We start from the raw sequence: 25363 nt of genomic DNA, 5'->3' as shown, positions 1-25363 counted from the left end.
TCGTGAACGGGGCATGGCGGCAGCCGCGCAACTGTCGTAGAAACTGCGCATGTTGTGGGTCCTGTTCCTCCTCGTCGCCTGTGCCGTCGCGGGAGTCTCCTGTGGGCGGCTGTGTCTCGCGGCCGTGCGCGCCGCCGAGAGCGAACGCGCGGACCGCGTCCCGGGCGGTGCGTACCCGGGGCACGAGCTCTCCCTGTACGAGACCGCCTTCCTGTCCGGCGGCCCCGACCGGGTCGCCGAGGTGACGCTCGTGGCGATGGCCCGCAGCCGGCGCCTGCTGCTCGCGCACACCGGCTGGGCGACCGTCGTCGACCCGGTCGGCGAGGACCCGATGGAGCGTTCGGTGCTCCGCGCGATCGGGCCCGAGGGACAGGCGCGGATCGCGCCGCTGCGAACGGCCGCCGCGGCCGGCGACGCGGTGCGGGTGCTCGCCGAGCGGCTGGTCGCGGCCGGGCTCGCGGTGCCGGACCGGGAGCGCACGAGCCTCGCGGGAGCCGTACGGCAGGTGCGGCAGGCGGCGGCCGCCGTGCTGCTGCTCGGCGCGCTCGCGGTCCTGTTGCCGGGCGAGAGCGCGCAGCAAGGAGGACCGGTGGCCCTGTGGTTCGGGCTTCCGCTGCTGCTCACGCTGAGCTGTCTGACACTCGCCCGCATCGAGATCCACCCGTACACGCGCTGGGCCTCGCCGACCGGGCAGCGGCTCCTCGCGGGCCGCCCGCTGGGTGCCGGGAGTCTGCTCGCCGTCGCGGTGCGCGGGGTACGGGCGGTCGACGACCCGCAACTGCGGGCGGCGCTGACCGGAACGCGTCGGCATACCACCGAGTGAGCCGCCCCGCACGGCGATGACGGCAGTTACCACGCATCAGGGTCATGGTTCCGACACCCACGACCTGGTCCTTTACTTCGTCAACTGCCGCCCCAAGGATCCCTTTTGTGCGCGCGAGCCGCACGGCCTCGCGAATCGCCCCACCGCACGGGTTCGCGGGTCCCGACGAAGGGATACGTCCAAGCGATGCGAGCAGCCCCCGTCCTCTGCGCCACCGCGGGATCCTTGATCCTCTCGGCCCTGGTCACCGCCCCCGCGGGCGCCGCCGTGCCCACGCCTCCGCCCGCCGCCGAGACGGCCGGCAGCACGATCGCCGCGCTGCGCGCCGCGGACGCGGGGATCCACTGGGGCGCCTGCGCCAAGGCGGAGGAGCTGCCGAAGCCGATCCGGTGCGGCACCGTTACCGTTCCGCTCGACTACGCGCACCCGATGGGCGAGCAGATCAAGCTGACCGTCAGCCGCGCGAAGGCGACCGGAAAAGACACCGGCAAGGAGAAGGGCCAGAAGGACAAGGCGAAGAAGGTCGCCCGGCAGGGCTCGCTCGTCTTCAACCCCGGCGGCCCCGGCGGCAACGGCATGTACTTCCCGATGGCCGGAACGCAGCCGGAGTGGCGACGCATCGGCGCCGCGTACGACCTGGTCGGCTACGCCCCGCGGGGCGTCGGCCGGTCGGCGCCGCTGTCCTGCGAGGACCCGAAGAAGCACGTCCAGGGGCCGACGCAGTCGCCGATCCACCCCTCGGCCGCGTACAAGAAGAAGCGCGTCGCGCAGGCGAAGGCGTACGCGCGCGGGTGCGCCGAGCGGAACCCGGACATCGAGCACTTCACGACGCTCAACAACGCCCGCGACCTGGACGTGCTACGGGCCGCGCTCGGCGAGAAGAAGCTGACGTTCATGGGCGCCTCGTACGGGACGTACATGGGGGCCGTGTACGCGGAGCTGTTCCCCTCGCATGTGCGGCGGATGGTCTTCGACTCGGCGGTCGACCCGTCCCCGAAGGGCATCTGGTACGCCAACAACCTCGAACAGTCGGCCGCCTTCGAGCGCCGCTGGGCCGACTTCAGGGCGTGGGTCGCCCGCCACGACAAGACGTACCACCTGGGCAACACAGCCGAGAAGGTGCGCGCCGCGTACGGGAAGGTGCGCGCGGAAGTGTCCCGAAAGCCGGCCGGGGGCAAGGTCGGGCCCGCACAGTTGCAGTCCGCGTTCCTTCAGACCGGGTACTACGACGACTACTGGCCGCTGCGGGCCTACGCGCTCTCCGCCTACGTGAAGGGCGACCCGAAGCCGCTCGTCGACCAGGCCGCGCCCATCAAGGCGTCCGCCAAGGAGGACGAGAACGGCAACGCCGTCTACACGGCCGTCCAGTGCAACGACGCGTCCTGGCCGACGGACTTCCGCACCTGGGACCGCGACAACACGGCCCTCGCGAAGCGCGCCCCGTTCGAGACGTGGGACAACGCGTGGATGAACCTGCCGTGCGCCTACTGGTCCACGCCCCGGCAACAGCCACTCGACGTACGCACCTCACCGGGCGAACTCCCGCCGACCCTCGTCCTCGCGGCCGAACGCGATGCGGCGACGCCGTACAAGGGCGCGCAGGAACTCAACCGCCGTCTGGCCGGTTCGTCCCTGGTGACCGAACGCGATGCGGGCACGCACGGGATCGGGGCGGGCCCCAACAAGTGCGTCAACGGGCGCCTGGACGCGTATCTCCTGGACGGAGAGCTGCCGGAGACCGGCGCAGCGTCGTGCGCCCCGCACAAGGAGCCGAAGCCGCTGGGCAAATCAAGCCCGGCCGGCGATTGAGGCCGACGGCTCCCGGGGGCGGGGCCGCGGGGCTCTGCCCCGGACCCCGCTGGCTCTCGTCCGACGGCGGGGCTTGATTAGGCGAGCCCAGCCACCAGGTCGGCAACGCTCTTACGGCGCCCCGTGAAGAACGGGACCTCCTCGCGGACGTGACGACGTGCCTCGGACGCGCGGAGCAGACGCATCAGGTCCACGATCCGATGCAGCTCATCCGCCTCGAACGCCAGAATCCACTCGTAGTCGCCGAGCGAGAAGGACGCGACCGTGTTGGCCCGCACGTCCGGGTAGCCACGCGCCATCTTCCCGTGGTCGGCGAGCATCTTGCGGCGCTCGTCGTCCGGCAGCAGGTACCAGTCGTAGGAGCGCACGAACGGGTACACCGAGATGTAGTCGCGCGCGTTCTCGTCGGCGAGGAACGCCGGGATGTGCGAGCGGTTGAACTCGGCGGGGCGGTGCAGCGCCATGTTCGACCACACCGGCTCGAGCGCGCGCCCGAGCTTGGTGCGGCGGAACAGGTTGTACGCCTCCTGCAGCTGGTCGGCCGTCTCCGCGTGCCACCAGATCATGAGGTCGGCGTCGGCGCGCAGGCCCGACACGTCGTACGTGCCGCGGATCGTCACGTCCTTCGCGGCGAGCTGGTCGAACAGCTCCTGGACCTCGTCCGCGTACCCGGAACGGTCCTCCGGCAGCACGTCCTTCAGCTTGAAGACGGACCAGAGGGTGTAGCGGATGACCTCGTTGAGGTCCTTCGCCAGCTTGCCCTTGTTCGGTACGCGCGCGGCGTCGGTGGTGGTCTCGTTGGTGGGGGCGTCGTCGCTCATGTCCTCATTCTCCTGCTCCGCCGTGCATGCTCTGCACCGGGTCGGCCTTCAGCTCGTCGAGCGCGGCGGAGTCGCCGCCGAGCATGTCCACGGCGGCGTACGCGCCGGCGATGCACGCCGGGATGCCGACGCCGTCGTACGCGGCTCCGCACACGGCGAGGCCGGGCACGGCGGCGATGTGCTCGCGGATCCGCTCGACGCGGGCGGCGTGCCCGACGGGGTACTGGGGCAGCCCGTCCTTCCAGCGTGTGACGTGCGCGGCGACCGGGGCGGCGCCCATGCCGGTCGCCTCGCGCAGGTCCTGGCGCGACAGGTCGATGAGGTCGTTGTCGTCGCGGGCGAGGTCCTTCTCGTCGCCGTAGCGGCCGACCGAGGTGCGGACCACCATCAGGTCCGGGTTCTGCTCGGCGATCCAGCCCCACTTGCGGGAGGCGAAGGTGGCGGCCTTGATCGTGTGGCCGTCGACCGGCGGGACGAGGAAGCCGCTGCCCTCGGGGAGGTCCGCCTCCGACTTGCGGAACGCCATCGTGATCAGCGCCATGGAGGCGTACTCGATGCGGCGCAGCTCCTGCGAGGCCATCGGGGACGCCGTGCGCAGGAGGCTCGCGGCGGCGCGGGCCGGCAGCGCGACGATCACCTGGTCGGCCTCGAAGACACGCCCCGACTCGGTGCCGAGCCGCCAGATCGCGTCGCGCGTGGTGAGCGAGGTGGCGCGCTCGCCGAGCAGGATCTCGCCGCCCTTGGCGCGCACGGCGTCGGCCACCGCGCCGGGCAACGTACCGATGCCGCCGTCGATGCCCATGAACACGGGGCCGGTCTGCTGGTTGGCCGCCGCCCGCTCCTGGATGGCGCGGACCGCTTCCGTCAGCGACACATGACGCCCCGCCTCCTCGAACAGCTGCGGCACCGCGCTGCGCATCGAGATCAGGTCGGCGTCGCCCGCGTAGACGCCGCCGAGCAGCGGTTCGACGAGCCGGTCGACGACCTCGCGGCCCAGGCGCGCGGCGACGTACCTGCCGACGGCCGTGTCCTCGCCGAGGTGGGTGGGCGGCAGGTGGTCGTCGCGGCGGATGCGGCGCAGGCCCTCGTCGGAGAGGACGCCCTCAAGCGCCTCGGCGGTGCCGGGCACGCCCATGACGTGGCCCTTGGGCATGGGGCGCAGGGCGCCGCGGGTCCAGATGGAGGCGGTGGCCGTGGACGGTGGCTGAAGCCGGTCTCCGAGGCCCACCTCGCGGGCGAGGCCGACCGCTTCGGGGCGGCGGGCCAGCATCGACTCGGCACCGAGGTCGACGCGCGCGCCGGCGATCTCGCCCGTGCGCAGCTTGCCGCCGAGCCGTTCGTCGGCCTCCAGGACGGTCACGTGCACCGGCCCGCCCCGTTCGCTCCCGGCGAGCAGTCGGTGGGCGGCCGCGAGGCCGGCAATTCCGCCGCCGATGACGAGGACGTTCCTGCCCCGCCTGCCCCGACCCGTCTTCGTCACAGTGTCCGCTTCACGCATGCCCCCACTTTGTCAGAACGTCAGCCCCGGATTGACGCGTGCCGGGCGCGCGCCGGGCACGCGTTCGACGTGTCCCGACCGTGACCGGTTCGGGACCGCTCGGCAACCACCGTTCGGGCCGCCCGCGCGTCGAAGGGACGTCCGACGACCGTCACGTCCACATCCCTCGGGGGTTACGTCCATGCACCTTTCCCGTTCCCGTACGAAGACACGCACCGGGCCACGACGCCCGCTGACGCTGCTCGTCGCGGCGCTGTTCGCGGTGGCGCTCGCGCTGACCGGCTGTTCGGGCGGGGGTGGCGACTCTGGGAGCAAGAGCGCCGCCGACGGCGACGACAAGGGGGCTTCCCAGAGCGACCTCGGCGCGGGCGGCGGCAGGTCCGGCTCCGCCGGTCACCAGGCCAAGAAGCCGCCGAAGCTCACCGGCGTCCACGTCATCCGCACCGCGCACCTCTCCGTGCGCGTCAAGGACGTCCCGGACGCGCTCGACAAGGCCCGCACCGCCGCCGAGGACGCGGGCGGCATGGTCGGCGACGAGACGACCGACCGGGACGGCCACGGCCACGAACGCTCCCGCGTGACGCTGCGCGTACCACAGGAGTCGTACGAGGACGTGCTCGGCCAACTCGCGGGCAGCGGGCGCCTGTTGGAGCAGAACCGGACCGCGAAGGACGTCACGGATCAGGTCGTGGACGTCGACAGCCGGATCAAGTCGCAGCGGGCGAGCGTGGCACGCGTACGGGAACTCATGGACCGGGCCGAGAAGTTGAGCGACGTGGTGACCTTGGAGGGCGAACTGGGCACGCGCCAGTCGGAGTTGGAGGCACTCCTCGCCCAACAGGACTCCCTCAAGGACCGCACCTCCCTCGCAACCATCACCCTCCGCCTGACCGAGACGCCCCCACCTCCGGCAGACACCGACCCGGGCTTCCTCGACGCCCTGTCGGCCGGCTGGAACTCCTTCACCACGACGCTGAAGTGGATCGGAATAGCTGTAGCGGCGGTACTGCCGTTCGCGACGCTACTGGCGTTGGTGGCGTTCCTGATCGCGCGATTCATCCGCTCCCGCAATCAACCATCCGCCAAATCAAGCCCCGCCGGCGATTGAGGCGCGGGATCCGGGGCAGCGCCCCGCGACGTCAACCCCGGGTTAGCGTAAACAGATGACCACCGACACCGCGCGCGAGCGCCTCGTCATCATCGGCGGCGACGCCACCGGCATGTCCGCCGCCTCCCAGGCCCGCCGCCTCAAAGGCCCGGACGACCTGGAGATCGTGGCCTTCGAACGCGGCCACTTCACGTCGTACTCGGCATGCGGCATCCCCTACTGGGTGGGCGGCCAGGTCGCCGACCGGGACGAGCTGATCGCCCGGTCCCCCGAGGAGCACCGGGAGCGCCACATCGACCTCCGCACCCGCACTGAGGTCATGGAGATCGACGTGCCGGGCCGCCGCGTACGTTCCCGTGAACTCGACGGCGGGGCCGAGTCCTGGACCTCGTACGACAAGCTCGTGATCGCCACCGGTGCCCGGCCGGTCCGCCCCGACCTGCCCGGCATCGACGCGCCGGGCGTGCACGGCGTGCAGACGCTCGACGACGGCCAGGCACTGCTCGACACGCTGCGGGCGGCGAAGGGCAGGCACGCCGTGGTCGTGGGCGCCGGGTACATCGGCGTGGAGATGGCGGAGGCGCTGATCCACCGCGGGTACGAGGTGACGATGGTGAACCGCGGCGCCGAACCGATGTCGACGCTCGACGCGGACATGGGCCGGCTCGTGCACGAGGCGATGAGCGGCATGGGCATCACCATGGTCGACGACGCCGAGGTGACGAAGATCCTCACCGGGGACGGCGGACGGGCCCGCGCGGTGGTCACGGACGACGCCGAATACCCGGCGGACGTGGTCGTGTTGGGGATCGGCGTGCGCCCGGAGACGACCCTCGCGCGGGACGCCGGGCTGCCGCTCGGGGCGTCCGGCGGGCTGCTCACGGACCGGTCGATGCGGGTGCGCGGCCACGAGGACATCTGGGCGGGCGGCGACTGCGTGGAGGTCCTGGACCTGGTGTCGGGCAGCGAACGCCACATCGCGCTCGGCACCCACGCCAACAAGCACGGCCAGATCATCGGCGCCAACGTCGGCGGGGACTACGCGACGTTCCCCGGTGTCGTCGGCACGGCCGTCAGCAAGGTGTGCGACCTGGAGATCGCCCGCACGGGCCTGCGTGAGAAGGACGCACGCCGCGCGGGCCTGCAGTACGTGACCGTCACCATCGAGTCGACGAGCAGGGCGGGTTACTACCCCGGCGCGGCGCTGATGACGGTGAAGATGCTGGCCGAGCGGCGCACGGGCCGGCTGCTCGGCGTGCAGATCGTGGGCCGCGAGGGCGCGGCGAAGCGGGTCGACGTGGCGGCGGTCGCGCTGACCGCGGGCATGACGGTGGAGCAGATGACGGCCCTCGACCTGGGCTACGCCCCACCGTTCTCACCGGTGTGGGACCCGGTACTCGTGGCAGCACGCAAGGCCGTGGCGGCGGTCCGGGCCGGCTGACACCGGCTCTGACCGTCGGATCAGAGCGCCGCCTCCCGCGCCGCGGCGACCGCGTCCACGAGGCCGAGCCCGGACTCGCTCCCCGCCGCGATGGCGTCGAACCAGTTCCGCAGCGCGTCGCGGACATCGGCCACGAACTGCTGCGCGGCGGGGGCGAGTTCACCGGCCCGGTGCACGACGCCGAACGGCGACTCGATGAGCGGGTCGGTCTCGACGACCTCGGCCCCGGCGTCGAGCGCCGCCGCGCACATCCGCAGCGGCAGGAACGCCTGGAACCCGGACCGGAGCACGAACGTCAGCTGCGCGTTCCTGCTGGGCACGGTCGCACCGGTCGTCGGGTCGACGCCGTGCGCGGCCAGCGCCGCCTGCACGGCGTCCTCCTCGTTGCGGGTCACCTGGCGGCGGGCGAGCGGCAGGTCACCGATGGCGGCGAGGGGGACGCGCCGCGCGCCCGCTCCCGGCCCGCCGTGCCCCGGTGGGCGTACCAACAGCAGCCGCTGCACCCCCAGTTCGATGAAGTCGAGATCGCCGCGGAGTTCGTCGGGGGCGAGCGTGAAGCCCAGTTCGGCCCGCCCGTCGGCGACCGCCGCCACGAGTTCGTGCCGGGAGCCGACCTCGCTGATGTCGAGCCGGACCGCCGGGTACGCGCGCGTGAACCCACCGGCCCAGGACGCCACCGCCTCCCCGGACATGTCGGGCGTGCACATCACCGTGAGCACCCCGCCGCCGACCTCGCGTGCACCGCGCATCGCGTCCTGGACGGCGACCACGTCGTCGAGCACCCGCCGGGCCAGCGGCACCAGCTGCAGGCCCGCGGAGGTCGGCACGAGGCGGCGCGCGGTGCGGTGGAACAGCTCGACCTTCAGCTCGCGCTCCAGGGCCCTGATGGATCCGGAGACGGTGGGCTGCGACAGGTACAGGCGTTCGGCGGCGCGCCCGAGACCGCCGTGGTCCACCACGGCCAGAAACTGCTCCAGCTGCCTCAGCTCCACCGGGTCTCCTTTGAAGTGCTACACCTCCACGGCTGCTCCGCGGGTCACACGGTAAGTGTCCGGAAGCGTCCCGTCCACGCCGACCTGCCTGGTCACGGCCCTGCCGAGGTTGCGCTCGTGGACCGGGGACGACCCCTCGTAGATCCGCAGCGCCCGGACGTCGCGCCACATCCGCGGTACGGGGTGGTCGCCGACGATGCCCTCGCCGCCGAGGAGCTGGACACAGCGGTCCGCGACGCGGCTCGCCATCTCGGAGGCGAACAGCTTGGCGGCGGCGATGCGGTGGCGCGGCACCGTGCCGGAGTCGAAGGCGCGGGCGGCGTCCAGGGTGAGGGCACGGGCGGCCTCCAGGTCGGCGAAGCAGCGGCCGAGGTCGGCCTGTACGGCGCCGAGTTCGGCGAGCGGCGCCCCGAACTGCTCCCGTCCCGACAGGTGCCGGGAGGTCTCCTCCAGCATCCGGGTGGCCTGCCCCACGCAGGTGGCGGCGACGTGCAGCCGGGCGTGGTTGATGCCGCGCAGTGCGGCCTTGAACCCGGCGCCGAGTTCGCCGCCGAGCAGCGCGGAGTCGGCGACCCGCACCCCGACGAGGTCGATCTCGGCGACCGGCGCCTCGGCGTGCCCGTTCATGCGGGTGGGCAGCCGGGTCGTGACGCCTTCGGTGTCGCGCGGCACGAGGAACGCGGAGACGCCCGCGGCTCCCTCGCCGGGCTCTCCGGTACGGGCGAACACCACGAGCTCGTCCGCCCAGTGGGCGTTGGTGATGTACCGCTTGTGCCCGTCGATGACCCAGCCGCCGTCGGACCGGCGCGCGGTGGTGCTCAGCGACCCGGCGTCCGAGCCGGCGCCCGGCTCGGTCAGCGCGAACGCCGTGACGTGCTCCCCCGCCGCCATCTTCGGCAGCATGCCCTCGCGCTGCGCGTCGGTGCCGTGGTCGAGGATCGCCTGCGAGCACAGTCCGATGACGGTGGAGAACCGGGAGCGGTACACGCACGACGCGCGGGTGAACTCCATGGTCAGCCGCACCTGTTGGCTCATGGACCAGTCGAGCCCGCCGAGCCGCCGCGGTATCGACACACCGAACAGTCCGTTCCGGGCGAGCGCTTCCAGTACGTGCTCGGGGACGGCCCCGGCCTCCACCATCTCCTGTTCGGCGGGGATGAGGACGTCGTCGGTGAGGGCGGCCACGCGGGCGAGGTAGTCCTCGAATCCGAGGGCGAACACGTCGGGGTCGATCATGTGGGTTCCTCCTGTGGGGTGGTGCGTAAGGGCTGTTGTGCGGGACGGAATGCGGCGGCGGGTCCGCGCCCACGCCACGGGGCTCCGCCCCGGACCCCGCGCCTCAAACGCCGGCGGGGCTGGAAAGACCTGCTCGATCGCCGCAGGGGCTTGAGTTGCCGCCTTGGGCGGCAGGGTGGGCAAGGCGGCGCCCGGGTGCCGCGCCACGATGACGAGGGGCCAGGCCCCGGCGGACCTCACGGCCGCACCGCGAGGTCCGCCGCCACGACGACCCCGCCGTCGACCAGCGCCCCGATCTCCCGCTCGCTGCGCCCGAGTTCCGCGAGGATGCGCCCCGTGTGCTCACCGACGCCCGGCGCCGGCGGCGTGCTCCCGGGACGTCGCCCGCCCACCGAGAACGCGGTGGTCGGCGCCGTGTGCCCGGCGCCGCAGTCCGCGATCAGCCCGGAGGCCCGTACGTCAGGGTCGTCGGCGAGCTCGTCGAAGCGCCGCACGGCCCCGCACACGATGCCCGCGCCTCGCAACCGCTCCAGGGCCTCGTCCCGGTCGAGCCGGCCGAGGGTGTCGTGCAGCAGACCGAGGAGTTCCGGCCGGTGCTCGACCCGCGCGGGGTTGGACGCGAACCGCGGGTCACCGGCCAGCTCCGGCCGCCCGATCACCTCGCACAGCGCCGCGAACTTCTCCCGTGTGTACGCGGAGAGGACCAGCGCCCCGCCGTCCCGGGTCCGTACGAGGTCCGCGGCGGGCGCCGCCAGCGCCTGCCCGTTGCCGCGCCGCGTCGGCACGCTGCCGCTCAGCTCGTGCTCGGCCCAGGTGGACGCCTGCGCGTGCACGACGGCCTCCATGAGCGAGGTCTCCACGACGTCGCCCCGGCCGGTGCCCGCCCGCTGGAGCAGCGCGGCGAGGACCCCCGACGTAAGGGCCTGCGCCGCCAGCACGTCCGCCACCGCGAAGCCCACCCGCTGCGGATCCCCGTCCGCCTCCCCGGTGAGGTCCATGACGGCGAACTCGGCCTGCGCCGCGATGTCGAGGCCGACTCGGTACGCCGAGGGCCCCCGCGTACCGAACCCGGTGACGAAGCCGTAGACGAGGCGGGGGTGGCGGGCAAGCAGGGCGTCCGGGCCGAGGCCGAGCCGCTCGCTGACACCGTGCCGGAAGTTGTGCAGCAGCACGTCCGCGGTGCCGAGCAGCTCGCGGACCACGGCCTCGCCCGCGGGCGCGCGCAGGTCGACGGCGATGCTGCGCTTGCCGCGGTTGTTGGCGCGGACCATCGCGGTGCCGAAGGGGCCGATACCGCGCGCCTGGTCGCCCGCGAGGGGTTCCACCTTGATGACGTCGGCGCCGAGGTCGGCGAGGTTCTGCCCGGCGCCGGGAGCGGCGATGTACTGCCCGAAGTCGAGTACGCGCAGTCCGTCCAGTGGGCGGCTCATCGGGCCTCACCCGCCAGGGCCCTGCGGCGCGCCGTCTCGGCGAGCAGCGCCTCGCGCGAGCGCGCCGGGTCCAGCAGCAGCCCGCCCGCGACGGCGAAGACGCAGATGGTGATGCCGACGACCAGGAACCCGTCCGCGTACCCCTGCGAGACCGTGTCCGCGGCATCCACGATGACGCCGAGCAGCCACGGCGCGACGATCCCCGCGACGCTGTACGCGGCGATGATGCAGCCGAAGAAGCCGGGCCGGTGCCTGCGGGGCAGGAAGTCGGCGGCGCCCGCGAAGGCGACGGAGAACGCCACGCTGTTGATGGAGAACGCGGCGACCACGAGCGCCAGTTGGAGCCCGCCCGGCGGCACCTGCGTGAAGGCGATCATGGCGACGCCCGCGAAGCACAGGTAGCCCATGGTCAGGAACCCGCGCGCGGCCCGCGCCGAGCGCCCGGCCTTCAGCATCCGCCCCGAGATCAGCCCGGCGGTGAGCAGCACGACGATCGCGAGCCCGTACGGGAGGGTGGCGAGAAGCCCGACGGTGCCGCGCGAGTAGCCCATCCCGTCGTGCAGGAACGACGGCAGCCAGGACACCTTGAGCGAGGAAATGAGGTACCCGGCGAAGGAGAGCAGGGCGAGACCCCAGAAGCTGCCGGTACGCAGGAGCGAGATCAACGGTACGTCGATGTCACCATCGCCAAGCCCCGCCGGCGTTTGAGGCGCGGGGTCCGGGGCAGAGCCCCGCGGCCCCATCCCCGACTCCCTCCGCGTCACGACCAGCCACAGCACGGCCCACACGGCACCGCTCACAACTAGCACCACGAACGCCGCATGCCACGTCCACGTGACGATGACCCACGTGAGTAGCGGCGTGGCGACCAACGGCCCCACGGAGGAACCCGCGTTGACGACCGCTCCCGCGAACGCCCTCCGCTCCGACGGGAAACGGTCCGCGACGACGGACTGGCACAGGGCGTGCGCCGGCCCCTCGAAGAACCCGAGTACCATCCGCGACGCGATCACCACGCCCACCGTGGTGGGCACCGTCAGCGGCGCCATGCTCGCCACCCACGCGATCATCAGCCCGGCCGCGGACCAGCGCCAGCCGATCCGCCGGAAGAACAGCGCGAGGACGACCGCGCCCGCCGCGAACAGCCAGAAGAAGGCGCTCGACATCAGGCCGTACTGGGCGGCGGTGAGCCCGAGGTCCTTCTCCAGGTCGGGCGCGGCGAGCCCGATGGCCGCCTTGTCGGCGAAGTTGAGGGTGAAGAAGGCCAGCAACAGGCCGATGATCCACCAGTCCGCCGACGACACACCTCGACGGATTCCGGGCGACTTCGCCGTCCCGGCCCCGGCCGCCGCCTGCGACGCTGCATGCGCGGTCACGTCCACCTCCACGGTCCCGCACCACCGGATGGGGTGGCGCACCGCACAGGCAATCGGAGGTGGCGGGCGCGAACAATGGCCGATTTCCGCAGGGCCCCTTCGGGGATTCCGAAGGGAGCCCGGCGGCGGCGCGAGCTACTTGGCCGTCTGCGTGTGGACGTACTCCACGAGCCGGGTCAGCGCGTCCGGGTCGGTGTTCGGGGGGACGCCGTGGCCGAGGTTGAAGATGTGGCCCTCAAGGCCCGCGGCGGCGTCGAGGACCTCGTCGGCCTTGGTCTCGATGGCCTCGGGAGTGGAGAACAGGATGGCCGGGTCGAAGTTGCCCTGGAGCGTCTTGCCGGGGCCGACGCGGCGCGCTGCCTCGTCGAGCGGGACACGCCAGTCGACGCCGACGACGTCCGCGCCGGCCTGGCCCATGAGGCCGAGCAGCTCACCGGTGCCGACGCCGAAGTGGATGCGCGGCACGCCGTAGGAGGCGACGGACTCGAAGACCTTGGCCGACGCCGGCATCACGGAGCGCCGGTAGTCGGCGGGGGCCAGGGCGCCCACCCACGAGTCGAAGAGCTGGACGGCGCTGGCGCCGGCCTCGATCTGCACCTTCAGGAACGCGGAGGTGATCTCGGCGAGGCGGTCGAGCAGGTCGGCCCAGAGCTGCGGGTCGCCGTACATGAGCGCCTTGGTGTGCTCGTGGTTGCGGGACGGGCCGCCCTCCACGAGGTAGCTGGCGAGCGTGAACGGGGCGCCCGCGAAGCCGATCAGCGGCTTCTCGCCGAGCTCGGCGGTGAGCAGTCCCATCGCCTCGGTGACGTACCAGACGTCCTCGGGGGTGAGGTCCCGCAGCTGGGCCAGGTCGGCGCGCGAGCGGATCGGGTTGGCGATGACCGGGCCGACACCGGGCTTGATGTCGAGGTCGATGCCGATGGCCTTGAGCGGCACGACGATGTCGCTGAAGTAGATCGCCGCGTCGACGTCGTGCCGGCGCACCGGCTGCATCGTGATCTCGGCGACCAGGTCGGGCCGCATGCAGGAGTCCAGCATCGCGATGCCCTCGCGCACCTTGTGGTACTCGGGCAGCGAGCGGCCGGCCTGGCGCATGAACCACACCGGCGTGTGCGGCACGGGCTCGCGCCTGCACGCCTTGAGGAAGGCTGAATCCCGCGTCGCCTTCGTGGGTTCGTACGTCGCTGACGGCTGTTGGCCCGTGGCCTCGGTATTGGCACTCACACCCGAAAGTTTCGCACGCCCGCCGCGCCGCCTGTGAAGGACATGGGGAAGGGGCTCCGAGACGGGTGTCCCTCCCCACGGGAGGGCCTCGCTCCCCTTAACCTTCCCGGCATGGCTTCGGCTCAGGGACAACGGTCGGACGACGGGCGCGACGACCACGACGACACAGGCGGGAAGAGTGAATCGGTGCGGGAGGGGCAGAACGCTCGGGACATGAACGCTGCACAGGAGCACGACCCCACCCCGCCCGCCTTCCGCACGGCGGTCGACGCCCTGCGGTCCGCGCGGCTCCGCCCGGAGATCGAGATCGACCCGACGCGGCCGCCGCAGCGCCTGGCCCCGTTCTCGTACGCGCTCGAGGCCGCGGTCGTCGACGGTGACGAGGATCTGGCCGACGGGCGGCTCGTCCTGCTGCACGACCCGGCGGGGCACGACGCCTGGAACGGCACGTTCCGGCTCGTGACCCTGGTCCGGGCCGAACTCGAATCGGAGATGGCGGCCGACCCGCTGCTCCCGGACGTCTCGTGGTCCTGGCTGACGGGCGCGCTGGAGGCCCGCGGCCTCTCCTACGGGGAGCCTTCGGGCACGGTCACCCGCGCGAGTTCGCACTACTTCGGGGGGCTCGGCGACCGGGCGCCCGCCTCGCAGATCGAGATCCGGGCGTCGTGGACGCCGCGCGAGGGCCTCGGTGGCGTACCGGACACATCGGCGCATCTCGCGGCGTGGTGCGAGGTGCTGTGCCAGATCGCGGGCCTGCCGCCGGTGGCGTCCGCGCCACAGGGTCCGGACGGCGCGGTGGTGACGCTGCCGCAGCGGCGGGGGCCGCGTCCTTCCTGACCACCGAATCGCAGGGGTCTTTTTCGGCCGCGTCGGAGCAGCTCCGACGCGGCTTTCTCATGTTTCGGGTCCTTTCGGAATGGCCCCGGTCGGTCCGATTTGGTTCGATTGGATGCGACTCGCGACTATTCGGCACCCTTTCGAATGATCGCTAACGTGTCCGAATTGCTCGCATTGTTACTCACCAAATCGTGATCATTCTCTAAAGGCCCCGGGGTTTGGTGCCGAAGGACCCAGTGACCTTGAAAGCACGGTTCCTCCCGGCTTCATCCCCGAGCCGGCTCCGTCCCGCACCCCAGGAGGCCTGGTGTCCGTTCTCCTCGAGCAGCCCTCAAGCCTGGTCGCCTACCGCCCGAACAAGCCGACCGCGATGGTGGTCGTGGCCGACCCCCGCGTCCGTTCCACCGTGACCCGCCACCTGTGGGCGCTCGGTGTTCGTGACGTGATCGAGGCCTCGTCCGTCGCGGAGGCTCGTCCCCGCATCGGCAACCCCCGCGACATCTGCGTCGCCGACGTCCACCTCCCCGATGGATCCGGCCTGACGCTCCTCTCCGAAACCCGAGCCGCGGGCTGGCCCAACGGGCTCGCCCTCTCCGCCGCCGACGACATCGGTGCCGTGCGCAACGCCCTCGCGGGCGGCGTCAAGGGCTACGTCGTCACCGGTACCCGTACCAACATCGGCATGCCCACCCGGCCGGGCGCCGCCCCGATCGGCGCCGCGGCCGCGCGTATGCACCGTCGCCCCCCGGGTGCCCCGAGCCACCCGGGCGGCTACCGCGAACTGTCCGGCCGCGAAGTGGAGGTGCTCCGGCTCGTCGCCGAGGGCCAGTCGAACAAGGCCATCGGCGTCTCCATGGGCCTGTCCGCCCTGACCGTGAAGAGCCACCTCGCCCGCATCGCGCGCAAGCTCGGTACGGGTGACCGGGCGGGCATGGTGGCGGTCGCGCTGCGCACCGGCATCATCCACTGATCACCGTTTCCCCGACCCACTGATCGCCCAGTGGCCGGATTCATCCGGTTTACTTCGGCACGGCGCCCGTCGACGTAACGTTCCGTCGACGGGCGCCGTGCGTTCACAGATACTCTTGACAGGTGACCGACGCCCAAGAAACCGCAGCAGACAGTTCACTGCGCACCACCGGAGGCGCCCCTCTGGACGACGGCGGATCTTCTGCTGAAGGATCTGTTGGTTCAGTCAACGGTGCGCCGACCCCCCTCCTCGAACCCCGCGAGGGTATTCCGCCGGTGATCGCCGACGAAGCCTCGCTCGCCGATGTCGTCGCGGCCTTCGCCGCCGGCACGGGCCCCGTCGCCGTCGACGCCGAGCGCGCCTCCGGCTACCGCTACGGGCAGCGCGCCTATCTGGTGCAGCTGCGCCGGGAGGGCGCGGGCACCGCGCTCATCGACCCGGTCGGCTGCCCCGACCTCTCCTCGCTCGGCGACGCCATCGCCGACGCCGAGTGGGACCTGCACGCCGCCACCCAGGACCTGCCGTGCCTGCGCGACATAGGCATGCGGCCCACACGGCTCTTCGATACGGAGCTGGCCGGCCGGCTCGCCGGTTTCCCGCGGGTGGGCCTCGGCGCGATGGTCGAGAACGTGCTCGGCTACGTACTGGAGAAGGGCCACTCCGCCGTCGACTGGTCGACGCGCCCGCTGCCCGACCCCTGGCTGCGCTACGCCGCCCTCGACGTCGAACTCCTCGTCGACCTGCGCGACGCGCTGGAGAAGGAGCTCGACCGGCAGGGCAAGCTGGAGTGGGCCCACGAAGAGTTCGACGCCATCGCCTCCGCCCCACCCGCACCGCCGCGCAAGGACCCGTGGCGGCGCACGTCCGGGATGCACAAAGTGCGGCGCAGGCGTCAGATGGCGGTCGTCCGCGAGCTGTGGACGGCGCGCGACGACGTCGCGCAGCGGCGGGACGTCTCGCCGGGCAAGGTGCTCGGTGACTCGGCGATCGTCGAGGCCGCGCTCGCGCTGCCGCCCAATGTGCACGCGCTGTCCGCCCTGCCCGGCTTCGGCCACCGCATGGGCCGGCGCCAGCTGGAGCAGTGGCAGGCGGCGGTCGACCGGGCGCGGGCCCTGCCGGACGCCGAGCTGCCGCAGCCGGGCCAGGCCACGACGGGGCCGCCCCCGCCGCGCGCCTGGGCCGACAAGGACCCCGCCGCGGCGGCCCGCCTCTCGGCGGCGCGGGCGGCGGTCTCGGCGCTGGCCGAGACGCTCTCGATGCCGCAGGAGAACCTGATCACGCCGGACACGGTGCGCCGGGTGTGCTGGGAGCCTCCGGCGGTCGTCGACGCGGAGTCCGTCGCGGAGGCGTTGGCCTCGCACGGGGCGCGGCGGTGGCAGGTGGAACAGGTCACGCCTGTCCTCCTCGCCGCACTCGCGGCATCCGCCTGACCCACCTCTTCACGCCCCTCGGCCTCATTGGTCGGGGGGCGTCGTGCTGCCCGGCCACGGGGCTCCGCCCCGGACCCCGCGCCTCAATCGCCGGCGGGGCTTGGTCTATCAAGCCCCTGCGGCGATTGAGCAGGCCCGTCCGGCAGGACTTTCGGGAAGGGGCGGGGTGGGGGCTCCGCACATGTGACGTTCGCCGCTCCGGCCAGGGGGGCTTCAAGACTTGGTTACTCGCAAGTAGCATGGCGGTATTCGCAGCGCATTCCCGCACCTGGAGGAGAGCCATCGTGCCTCGTACCGTCAGGGACGTCGTCTTCGTCGACGGCGTCCGCACCCCGTTCGGCAAGGCGGGCCCGAAGGGCATCTACCACGAGACCCGCGCCGACGACCTGGTCGTCAAGTCCATCCGGGAGCTGCTGCGCCGCAACCCGAACCTGGACCCCGCGCGGATCGACGAGGTCGCCGTCGCCGCGACCACGCAGATCGGTGACCAGGGCCTGACCATCGGCCGCACCGCGGGCATCCTCGCGGGCCTGCCGCAGTCGGTGCCCGGCTACTCGATCGACCGCATGTGCGCGGGCGCCCTGACCGCCGTCACGTCGACGGCCGGATCCATCGCGTTCGGCGCGTACGACGCCGTCATCGCGGGCGGCGTCGAGCACATGGGCCGCCACCCCATGGGCGAGGGCGTGGACCCGAACCCCCGCTTCGTATCGGAGAAGCTGGTCGACGAGTCGGCCCTCTTCATGGGCATGACGGCGGAGAACCTGCACGACCGCTACCCGCACATCACCAAGCAGCGCGCCGACGAGTACGCCGTGCGCTCGCAGGAGAAGGCGGCGAAGGCGTACGCGAACGGCAAGATCCAGCAGGATCTGGTGCCCATCTCCGTGCGCAACACCAACACCGAGGTCGGCGAGACCGGCTGGGGCCTCGTCACGGCCGACGAGCCGATGCGCCCGGGTACGACCCTGGAGAGCCTCGCGGGCCTCAAGACCCCGTTCCGCACGCACGGCCGCGTGACCGCTGGAAACGCCGCCGGTCTCAACGACGGTGCGACGGCCTCCATCATCGCGAGCGAGGACTTCGCCCGCGAGAACGACCTCCCGGTCAAGATGCGCCTCGTCTCCTACGCCTTCGTGGGCGTGGAGCCGGAGGTCATGGGCTACGGCCCGATCCCGGCCACGGAGAAGGCGCTCGCGAAGGCCGGCCTGTCGATCGAGGACATCAACCTCTTCGAGATCAACGAGGCCTTCGCCATCCAGGTCCTCGCCTTCCTCGACCACTACGGCATCGCCGACGACGACGCGCGCGTCAACCAGTACGGCGGCGCCATCGCGTACGGCCACCCGCTCGCCTCCTCCGGCGTCCGTCTGATGACGCAGCTGGCCCGCCAGTTCGAGGAGCAGCCGGAGGTCCGCTACGGCCTCACGACCATGTGCGTCGGCTTCGGCATGGGCGCCACGGTCATCTGGGAGAACCCGCACCACAAGGACGCCGGAGGCGACAAGTGAGCACCACCACCGCTGAGCTCCTGAAGGGCGCATCCGCCCTCTTCGAGGACGAGGTCGTCACGTCGGCGCACGTACGCCACCTCGATCTCCCGTACGGCGCGGGCAAGTTCGCCCTCATCACGCTGGACAACGGCCTGGACCACACCAAGCCGACCACCTTCGGCCCCGCGTCGCTCGCCAACCTGAACACGGCGATCGACCAGGTCGAGAAGGAGGCCGCCGAGGGCGACATCGTCGGCGCCGGCGTCACCGGCAAGCCGTTCATCTTCGCGGTCGGCGCCGACCTCAAGGGCGTCGAGCTGCTGAAGAAGCACGACGACGCGCTGGCCATCGGCAAGGGCGGCCACGAGGTCTTCAAGCGCCTCTCCTCCCTCGCGGTCCCCACCTTCGCGTACTACAACGGTGCGGCGATGGGCGGCGGCGTGGAGGTCGGTCTCCACTGCTCGTACAGGACCGTGTCTCAGGCCCTCCCGGCCTTCTCGCTCCCCGAGGTCTTCCTCGGCCTGGTTCCCGGCTGGGGCGGCTGTGCGCTGCTGCCGAACCTGATCGGCGCGGACAAGGCCGTCTCGGTCATCATCGAGAACAGCCTCAACCAGAACAAGCAGCTCAAGGGCGCGCAGGTCTACGAGCTGGGCATCGCCGACGCCCTGTTCGAGGGCGCCGACTTCCTTGAGCAGTCCCTCCTCTGGACCGCTCAGGTCCTCAAGGGCGACGTCAAGGTCGAGCGCCCGGACGTCGACCGCGGCGAGGCCTGGGACCAGGCCGTGGCGCGCGGCAAGTTCATCGCCGACAGCAAGGTGCACGGCGCTGCCCCGGCCGCGTACCGCGCGCTCGACATCATCGCGAACGCCAAGTCCGGTGACCTTCAGGCCGGCTTCGACGCCGAGGACCAGGCCCTCGCGGACCTGATCATGGGCGGCGAACTGCGCGCGGGCATCTACGCGTTCAACCTCGTCCAGAAGCGCGCGAAGCGCCCGGCGGGCGCCCCGGACAAGAACCTGGCGCGCCCGGTCACAAAGGTCGGCGTGGTGGGCGCGGGCCTGATGGCCTCGCAGCTCGCCCTGCTGTTCCTGCGCCGCCTCGAGGTCCCGGTCGTCCTCACGGACATCGACCAGGAGCGCGTCGACAAGGGTGTGGGCTACGTCCACGCCGAGATCGAGAAGCTGCTCGGCAAGGGCCGCATCAACCAGGACAAGGCGAACCGCCTGAAGGCCCTCGTCTCCGGTGTGCTCGACAAGGCCGAGGGCTTCGCGGACGCCGACTTCATCATCGAGGCCGTCTTCGAGGAGATCGGCGTCAAGCAGCAGGTCTTCGCGGAGGTGGAGGCCGTGGCCCCCGCGCACGCGATCCTGGCGACGAACACCTCGTCCCTCTCGGTGTCGGAGATGGCCGCCAAGCTGAAGCACCCCGAGCGCGTGGTCGGCTTCCACTTCTTCAACCCGGTCGCGATCCTCCCGCTCCTGGAGATCGTCCGCGGCGAGCAGACGGACGACGCGGCGCTGGCGACGGCGTTCGGTGTGGCCAAGAAGCTGAAGAAGACCGCGGTCCTGGTCAAGGACGCCCCGGCGTTCGTGGTCAACCGCATCCTGACCCGCTTCATGGGCGAGATCCAGAACGTCATCGACGAGGGCACGCCGGTCGCGGTCGCGGAGAAGGCCGTCGAGCCCCTCGGCCTCCCGATGTCCCCGCTGGTCCTCCTGGAGCTGGTCGGCCCGGCCATCGGCCTGCACGTCTCGGAGACCCTGAACCGCGCCTTCCCGGAGCGCTTCACGGTGTCCCCGAACCTCGCGGCCGTCGTCAAGGCCGGCAAGCGCGGCTTCTACGTCTACGACTCCGGCAAGCCGGAGCTGGACCCGGAGGTCGCGGCTCTGCTGAACCAGGGCGACGTGGTCCTCTCCGAGGAGCAGACCCGCGACCGCGTCCTCGACGCGGTGGCGCAGGAGATCGGCCTGATGCTCGACGAGAACGTCGTCGCCGAGGCCCAGGACATCGACCTCTGCCTGATCACGGGCGCCGGTTGGCCCTTCCACCTGGGCGGGATCACTCCGTACCTGGACCGGGCGGGCGTCTCCGAGCGGGTCACCGGGAAGAAGTTCCTGGAGGCGGGGGTGGCTTCGGTCCCCGCGTGACGCGTGCCGCGTGACGGTGGGCTGCTGATGCGGCTGTTGCTGTGACTGTGACGGCTATCTACGAACATTTCGTAGGTAGCCGTCACAGTTCATGGTGCGGGGGCCTCACCCGACACCCCGCCACGCCTCCATCGCCAGCCCGGGCTCATCCCGCTTCCGCCGCGCGAGATGCAGCCGCGCAGGCTCCCCCGGCACCCAACTCCCCGCCACAACATGCCGGTCACGGTCCTCCGCGAGCGCGACCCGCGCGTCCGCCGGCAGCTCAGGACCGGACTCCGACTCCGCCCACCAGGCCCCCGCGGACTCCGTCTCGGTGGGATACGCGGCGAAGGCGACCCGACCGCCGGCCGTGCGCTGAGCGAGCAACGTGCAGTCCACGCCGTCCAGTTGACACCGAACGGCCGAAACGGCCCCGGGCCCGACCGCATCCAGCACCCGCACCGGCGCGCCCTCCCCTCGCCAGGCGCACACGGCACCGTCCTCGTCGGTGAAGAAGAGGGTGGTGTGCCCGGCGGACGTGGCGAGGGCACACAGGGTGCCCGGCCGGGCGGCGGCGGGCTCCGGCTTCTCGTCCCGTACGAGGGGCCGCCCCGCCTCCTCCTGACGCCACCGCAGAACGCCCCCGTCAGCGGTCACGGCGTAGAGGGTGATCAGCCCCGACTCCCCCGCCACAGCTGCGAGTTGCCCATGCACATCCTCCCCCTTGAGATCCCGCCACGGCCCCCAGCCGCCCTTCTCCTCCTGCATCCGCAGGCTCACCCCGCCACCGTTGTTGCGTACGAAGACGTGGGCGCGGCCCTGCGCGTCGACGGCCACGGCGGGTGGGCCGGTGCGGTCGCCCTGCTTGTTGGGGTGGCCGATGGGGAGCCAGTCGAGGGCGGAGAGGTGCGGCTGGAAGTGCGTCGAGTGCACGAGTCCGGCCTCGCCGGAAACGGTGGGCCGCCAGGCGACGAGGTGCGCGTACCCCTCGCTGCTGCGGGCAACGCCCCCGCCCGGATGCACGCACTGCTCGCCGCCGACCGTGCGGGGTGGTGACCAGGGGCCTTCTGGATACTGCTCCGCGCGGCACGTGACCGCGCCCTCTCCGGGGGCGTACGCGTACGCGCGGAGGACGCCGCCGCGCCCACCGATCAGCCAGTCGCCGTTCACACCTCCAGCCTATGCCGCGCCGCACGGCCCCCTCGTGCGACCCTTGCCGCATGAACGAAGTGCTGGTGGTCGACGGGGCCAACGTCGTCGGCTCCGTCCCCGACGGATGGTGGCGCGACCGCCGAGGCGCCGCCGAGCGACTTCGGGACCGCCTGGTGGACTACGGAAAGCGAACCGGCACCGAGGTGATCCTCGTCGTCGAGGGAGCCGCGCGGGGCGTGGAATCGGTGCCCGGGGTGCGGGTGGAGTCGGCGGAGGGGAGCGGGGACGATCACATCGTGGGGGTGGTGGCGGGGCTTGGGCGGCCTTGCACTGTCGTTACGGCGGATCGTGAATTGCGGGGCAGGGTGGGCGCGTTGGGCGCGACCTGTGCAGGGCCGCGCACCGTGTGGCCGGGCTGAGGGCGCCCGAACCCGGATCAACCTTCCGAAGCCGCCGGTTCCGCCTCCCCACCGGAGACACAGACGCCGAGCACGGCCGTGCCCGTCCACGGCAACGGTCGGCACACCCAACGTCGCCGCACCCTTCGGGTCCCGGTACGGGTTGCCCAGGGAACGCCAATCACCAAGGGGGCGTCCGCTCTGGTACTGCACTGCGTAGAGCAGATCGGCCTTGGGCGCGCCTCCCCCTTGACGTCTCTCTCCGCGTCCTACCAAGCGTCAGCCGAGCAGCACCGACCCGGCCCCCCACGGGAGCGGCCTGCTGCTCCTGCCCCCTCTGGGCGCGAGTTGCGAGAACCCCACCGTGAGCCATGACGTGGGCACACCTGTACCGACATCCCACGGAGCCGAGTCCAGTACACGGCGCGGCCGCAAGGCCCCGAAGAAGAAGTGCCGCACGGGCCGGATCGTGCTCCTCGTGCTCCTGGTTCTCGTCCTGGCCCTCGGCGGCACCGGCTACCGGCTCTACAGCGACCTCAACAACAACATCGACGGCATCGACCTCGACAAGGCGATGGGTGGTGACCGGCCCGAGAAGCTGCCGACAGCGGGGCAGAACACTGGAAGGCCCTCCGCGGCGACCGCGAGATCCCCGAGTCGGCGAAGAAGTCCCCGGCCAAGGGGGGGACCGACGAGCGGTGGTCGGCTGGAGCGTGTATCGGAAGTGGCTGTTGAGGGTGCTGAGCAGCTGCGATCATCCGTGTCATGACAGTTGATTGGAGCAGTGACAAGGTCGTCTTTCAGCGTGCTGAGGGCGAGCACATGGACGATGTGCTGAGCGTGCTCGACGAGGCGGCGGAGTGGTTGGAGGTCCGCGGAGTCAGTCAGTGGCCTTCACGCTTCGAGGCGGCGTGGGTGGCGGAGGCGCTCGCCCGAGGCGAGACGTGGTTGGTCGAGATCGACGACAAGCCAGCGGACACCGTCACCGTGGACTGGTCGGACTCGTTGTGGGCGGATGTCGGCGGCACTGCGGGATACATCCATCGGATGGCTGTACGTCGCTGGGCGACCGGGCTGGGGGACGTCATTCTCGACTGGGCAACCGATACTGCCCGGCAACTGGGAGTGGACGCCTTGCGGCTGGACTGCGTGAAGTCCAACGTCCGCCTGCGTAGTCACTACGAGGCGCGGGGGTTCGTGCACCGCGGCGACGTGCCGGTCGGCGGCGCTCCGGGCCAGCGGCAGGATGATGGCCCGGCGACCTGGGTCAGCCGCTATGAACTGGGCCTCGCCGCGCGGTGACTGGCGTGTCACAGCCACTCGTTGATGGCTGCGACGATGCGGACCTGGCTGCGGCGCCGCGGCATCGGCCACACCATTCCCGAGCGGGCCGACCAGGTCCGCAACCGGCTCCGGCGCGGCAGCCGGGGCGGGCGCCGACCTGCCTTCGACAAGCAGCTCTACAAACGGCGCAACGTCGTGGAACGGTGCTTCAACCGGCTCAAGCAATGGCGCGGCATCGCCACCCTCTACGACAAGACCGCCGAGTCCTACCAAGCAGCCGTCACCCTCGCCCCGCTCCTGATGTGGGCGTGACACTTGAAGACAACTCCTAGGGCCGGCTGTCGTCCGGAGTGTTCCGGGGCGCGTGGGCGCGTTCGTAGACCACGGAACCGTCCACCACGGCCACTTCCCAATACCCCGCCAGGATGCGCCGTAGCGACCCCACCCGCCCCGGTCCGTACGGCGCGCCCCGTGAGTCGTCCACGATCAACGTCGGTGGCCGGTCCCGCACCTCCGCCCGGAACGTGGCCCAGCTCCCCGGCACCGCGAACCGCTCCCCGACGCCGCCCCCGTCCCGGCCCCCGCTGAAGTTCGTGAGGAGGCCGGCCGTCAGGAAGCGGGAGGCCGGGGTGCGGTTCGAGAGCCAGTACGCTTCCGGGTGCATGCCCCAGATCAGGATCCGGTCGTCCGGGGTCGTGCGCTCGCGCACCGCCGTGGCCAAACGCTCCGTGTGGGCGAGGTCCGTGCGCGGTGCGAGCAGGCCCCACGTGAGGAACAGGGCCGCGCAGCACGACGAGGCGAGCAGGGCACGTCGCTGGTGTTCGCGGGTGAGAATGTGCAGTGCCAGCGTTCCCAACAGGGCCAGGGGCGGGACCAGTTGGAGGTAGTAGTGGCCGAAGAAGTGGAAGCCGAAGACGACCGCGATCGCCGAGGACGCCAGCCACAGCCAGAGGTCCGCGCAGCCCGTCCGCGCGATGCGCAGCACCCGTACGATCGCCGGCAGCACGCCCGCGCACGCCACCGACAGGATCGCCGCATTCGTCAACCCTCGTAGGAGGACGTGGAGTTCGGAGCCGGTGATGGACGCGTATGCGCCCGAGCCCGTCACCGTCCAGAAGGCGAAACCGGTGGGGTTCGTGAGCAGTGCGGCTGCCGCGACGGGCGCGAGTGCTCCAACTCCGCACCGCAGCAGCCCACTTCGCGGCCACCCCGCCCTCCAGAGCAGCCACACCGCCGGTACCAGCACCGCTCCCCCGGTCTGCTTCGTCAGGAACGCCCCCGAGATCGCGGCACCGCACAGGGCCCAGTTGCGGCGGTCCGCGCACCAGAGCGCCGCCGCGGTCCACGGCAGCATGAAGACCTCGAAGGTCGCGGCCTGCGTGTCCTCCGGGTTCAGGCCGATGGACAGGAGGAGGTAGAGGACGCCCGCGGTGCGGCCCGGCGTGTCGCCCCAGCGGCGGCGGGCCAGTGACGCCAAGAGCACCGCTGTCACCACGTGCGCCAGCACCGCGCACACCCGCACCGGCGTGAGCGAGTCCGAACCGAAGACCGCGAACACCGCCTCGTACAGCCAGGGGACCAGCGGGGGTTTGCGGTCGACAACGGTTTCGTAGAGCGAGCCGCCGTGCGCCAACAGCCGTGCCTGGACGGCGAGATAGCCCTCGTCCGGGTTCCAGAGCGGGCGGGTGAAGGACGGGATGCGGGTGACGCAGGCCAGGGCCGTGAGGGCGAGGAGCAGGCGGGGCCAGTAGCGGCGGGGGCGTCGGGTGCGTCTGTCTTTCGAGGAGCCGGTACGGCCTTCGGATACGTACGGTCGTGGAAGGAGCGCCTCGCTGAGCATGTGCGCCAAGCTATCCGCCCCCGTATGTCCTACTTAGTAGGGACATACGGGGGCGGGGTGTGGTCGTGATTACCG

Annotated in this window: 21 protein-coding genes and 1 pseudogene; 13 read left to right on the top strand and 9 right to left on the bottom strand. The window is 71.7% G+C overall.

Annotated features, from left to right (window positions below; genetic code table 11):
• Positions 1–49 precede the first annotated feature (49 nt).
• Together ABT004_RS05740 and ABT004_RS05735 are read left to right on the top strand one after the other, a co-directional pair.
• On the top strand, positions 50–823 hold the full coding sequence (locus ABT004_RS05740; protein WP_351331593.1) for a TIGR04222 domain-containing membrane protein: 774 nt from the start codon (positions 50–52) through the stop codon (positions 821–823).
• Between the two features lie 186 nt (positions 824–1009).
• Complete coding sequence (locus ABT004_RS05735; RefSeq protein ID WP_351331591.1) at positions 1010–2632, top strand: alpha/beta hydrolase; 1623 nt, start codon at positions 1010–1012, stop codon at positions 2630–2632.
• A 77-nt stretch (positions 2633–2709) separates the two neighbouring features.
• Here ABT004_RS05735 and hemQ read toward each other — a convergent pair whose 3' ends face one another.
• Positions 2710–3453 carry a hydrogen peroxide-dependent heme synthase gene (gene hemQ, locus ABT004_RS05730; protein WP_351331590.1) on the bottom strand — a complete coding sequence of 248 codons (744 nt, stop codon included), beginning with the start codon at positions 3451–3453 and terminating at the stop codon, positions 2710–2712.
• A 4-nt stretch (positions 3454–3457) separates the two neighbouring features.
• On the bottom strand, positions 3458–4951 hold the full coding sequence (gene hemG, locus ABT004_RS05725; RefSeq protein WP_351331589.1) for a protoporphyrinogen oxidase: 1494 nt from the start codon (positions 4949–4951) through the stop codon (positions 3458–3460).
• 181 nt (positions 4952–5132) lie between these two features.
• Between hemG and ABT004_RS05720 the strand changes: the two genes are divergently transcribed.
• Positions 5133–6059 carry a DUF4349 domain-containing protein gene (locus ABT004_RS05720; protein WP_351331588.1) on the top strand — a complete coding sequence of 309 codons (927 nt, stop codon included), beginning with the start codon at positions 5133–5135 and terminating at the stop codon, positions 6057–6059.
• A 55-nt stretch (positions 6060–6114) separates the two neighbouring features.
• Positions 6115–7500, top strand: a complete 1386-nt coding sequence (locus tag ABT004_RS05715; protein ID WP_351331587.1) for an FAD-dependent oxidoreductase — start codon at positions 6115–6117, stop codon at positions 7498–7500.
• Between the two features lie 20 nt (positions 7501–7520).
• Here ABT004_RS05715 and ABT004_RS05710 read toward each other — a convergent pair whose 3' ends face one another.
• From ABT004_RS05710 to hemE, 5 genes are all read right to left on the bottom strand, one after another.
• Positions 7521–8492, bottom strand: coding sequence for a LysR family transcriptional regulator (locus ABT004_RS05710; RefSeq protein ID WP_351331586.1), 972 nt, complete (start codon positions 8490–8492; stop codon positions 7521–7523).
• Positions 8493–8510: 18 nt separating this feature from the next.
• Positions 8511–9728 carry an acyl-CoA dehydrogenase family protein gene (locus ABT004_RS05705; protein WP_351331585.1) on the bottom strand — a complete coding sequence of 406 codons (1218 nt, stop codon included), beginning with the start codon at positions 9726–9728 and terminating at the stop codon, positions 8511–8513.
• Positions 9729–9964: 236 nt separating this feature from the next.
• Positions 9965–11158, bottom strand: coding sequence for a CaiB/BaiF CoA transferase family protein (locus ABT004_RS05700; RefSeq protein WP_351331584.1), 1194 nt, complete (start codon positions 11156–11158; stop codon positions 9965–9967).
• On the bottom strand, positions 11155–12534 hold the full coding sequence (locus ABT004_RS05695; protein WP_351331583.1) for an MFS transporter: 1380 nt from the start codon (positions 12532–12534) through the stop codon (positions 11155–11157). The genes ABT004_RS05700 and ABT004_RS05695 overlap by 4 nt, the downstream gene beginning before the upstream one ends.
• A 135-nt stretch (positions 12535–12669) precedes the next feature.
• Positions 12670–13758, bottom strand: coding sequence for a uroporphyrinogen decarboxylase (gene hemE / locus ABT004_RS05690; RefSeq protein WP_351331582.1), 1089 nt, complete (start codon positions 13756–13758; stop codon positions 12670–12672).
• A gap of 213 nt (positions 13759–13971) precedes the next feature.
• On the opposite strand from hemE, the gene ABT004_RS05685 reads away from it, so the two are divergent.
• The 5 genes from ABT004_RS05685 to ABT004_RS05665 all read left to right on the top strand — a co-directional run bounded on the left by ABT004_RS05685 (position 13972) and on the right by ABT004_RS05665 (position 20635).
• A complete protein-coding gene (locus tag ABT004_RS05685) occupies positions 13972–14595 on the top strand; it encodes a DUF3000 domain-containing protein (RefSeq protein ID WP_351331581.1) in 624 nt (207 codons plus the stop codon).
• A gap of 307 nt (positions 14596–14902) precedes the next feature.
• A complete protein-coding gene (locus ABT004_RS05680) occupies positions 14903–15565 on the top strand; it encodes a LuxR C-terminal-related transcriptional regulator (protein ID WP_351331580.1) in 663 nt (220 codons plus the stop codon).
• Positions 15566–15687: 122 nt separating this feature from the next.
• Positions 15688–16995, top strand: a complete 1308-nt coding sequence (locus ABT004_RS05675) for an HRDC domain-containing protein (RefSeq protein ID WP_351331579.1) — start codon at positions 15688–15690, stop codon at positions 16993–16995.
• Positions 16996–17279: 284 nt separating this feature from the next.
• Positions 17280–18506: a thiolase family protein gene (locus tag ABT004_RS05670; protein WP_351331578.1), complete on the top strand. Its 1227-nt coding sequence runs from the start codon at positions 17280–17282 to the stop codon at positions 18504–18506.
• On the top strand, positions 18503–20635 hold the full coding sequence (locus ABT004_RS05665; protein ID WP_351331577.1) for a 3-hydroxyacyl-CoA dehydrogenase NAD-binding domain-containing protein: 2133 nt from the start codon (positions 18503–18505) through the stop codon (positions 20633–20635). Before ABT004_RS05670 ends, ABT004_RS05665 begins: the two co-directional genes overlap by 4 nt.
• A 105-nt stretch (positions 20636–20740) precedes the next feature.
• Here the strand turns inward: ABT004_RS05665 and ABT004_RS05660 are convergent, their stop codons facing one another.
• Positions 20741–21784, bottom strand: a complete 1044-nt coding sequence (locus ABT004_RS05660) for a PLL family lectin (RefSeq protein ID WP_351331576.1) — start codon at positions 21782–21784, stop codon at positions 20741–20743.
• Between the two features lie 11 nt (positions 21785–21795).
• Here ABT004_RS05660 and ABT004_RS05655 point away from each other — a divergent pair, with 11 nt between their 5' ends.
• The 4 genes and pseudogenes from ABT004_RS05655 to ABT004_RS05640 form a co-directional block, all read left to right on the top strand.
• Positions 21796–22185 (top strand): PIN domain-containing protein, encoded by a 390-nt coding sequence (locus ABT004_RS05655; RefSeq protein WP_451190130.1) that lies wholly within the window; start codon positions 21796–21798, stop codon positions 22183–22185.
• A 343-nt stretch (positions 22186–22528) separates the two neighbouring features.
• Positions 22529–22933, top strand: a complete 405-nt coding sequence (locus ABT004_RS36360) for a hypothetical protein (protein ID WP_451190127.1) — start codon at positions 22529–22531, stop codon at positions 22931–22933.
• The gene (locus tag ABT004_RS05645; protein WP_351331574.1) at positions 22930–23466 is read left to right on the top strand and encodes a GNAT family N-acetyltransferase; all 537 of its coding nucleotides are present in this window, start codon (positions 22930–22932) and stop codon (positions 23464–23466) included. The genes ABT004_RS36360 and ABT004_RS05645 overlap by 4 nt, the downstream gene beginning before the upstream one ends.
• A gap of 39 nt (positions 23467–23505) precedes the next feature.
• A pseudogene (locus tag ABT004_RS05640) lies at positions 23506–23760 on the top strand (transposase); the annotation flags it as partial.
• A 16-nt stretch (positions 23761–23776) separates the two neighbouring features.
• Here ABT004_RS05640 and ABT004_RS05635 read toward each other — a convergent pair.
• Entirely contained in the window at positions 23777–25288 is a 1512-nt protein-coding gene (locus ABT004_RS05635) for an ArnT family glycosyltransferase (RefSeq protein WP_351331573.1), read from the bottom strand.
• Between the last annotated feature and the right edge of the window lie 75 nt (positions 25289–25363).

The organism is Streptomyces sp. NPDC002790 (assembly GCF_040295505.1).
Classification (GTDB): domain Bacteria; phylum Actinomycetota; class Actinomycetes; order Streptomycetales; family Streptomycetaceae; genus Streptomyces.
Note: the sequence above shows the minus strand (reverse complement) of the source record. Positions and strands in the feature narration are given on the sequence as shown.

What these genes read in the sequence shown, in the direction of transcription:
- ABT004_RS05685 (WP_351331581.1), top strand. Translation starts at nt 13,972, where the DNA reads ATGAACGCTGCACAGGAGCACGACCCCACCCCGCCCGCCTTCCGCACG.
- ABT004_RS05715 (WP_351331587.1), top strand. Translation starts at nt 6,115, where the DNA reads ATGACCACCGACACCGCGCGCGAGCGCCTCGTCATCATCGGCGGCGAC.
- ABT004_RS05740 (WP_351331593.1), top strand. Translation starts at nt 50, where the DNA reads ATGTTGTGGGTCCTGTTCCTCCTCGTCGCCTGTGCCGTCGCGGGAGTC.
- ABT004_RS05635 (WP_351331573.1), bottom strand. Translation starts at nt 25,288, where the DNA reads ATGCTCAGCGAGGCGCTCCTTCCACGACCGTACGTATCCGAAGGCCGT.
- ABT004_RS05720 (WP_351331588.1), top strand. Translation starts at nt 5,133, where the DNA reads ATGCACCTTTCCCGTTCCCGTACGAAGACACGCACCGGGCCACGACGC.
- ABT004_RS05645 (WP_351331574.1), top strand. Translation starts at nt 22,930, where the DNA reads ATGACAGTTGATTGGAGCAGTGACAAGGTCGTCTTTCAGCGTGCTGAG.
- ABT004_RS05705 (WP_351331585.1), bottom strand. Translation starts at nt 9,728, where the DNA reads ATGATCGACCCCGACGTGTTCGCCCTCGGATTCGAGGACTACCTCGCC.
- ABT004_RS05735 (WP_351331591.1), top strand. Translation starts at nt 1,010, where the DNA reads ATGCGAGCAGCCCCCGTCCTCTGCGCCACCGCGGGATCCTTGATCCTC.
- ABT004_RS05655 (WP_451190130.1), top strand. Translation starts at nt 21,796, where the DNA reads ATGCCGCGCCGCACGGCCCCCTCGTGCGACCCTTGCCGCATGAACGAA.
- hemG (WP_351331589.1), bottom strand. Translation starts at nt 4,951, where the DNA reads ATGCGTGAAGCGGACACTGTGACGAAGACGGGTCGGGGCAGGCGGGGC.
- hemQ (WP_351331590.1), bottom strand. Translation starts at nt 3,453, where the DNA reads ATGAGCGACGACGCCCCCACCAACGAGACCACCACCGACGCCGCGCGC.
- ABT004_RS05700 (WP_351331584.1), bottom strand. Translation starts at nt 11,158, where the DNA reads ATGAGCCGCCCACTGGACGGACTGCGCGTACTCGACTTCGGGCAGTAC.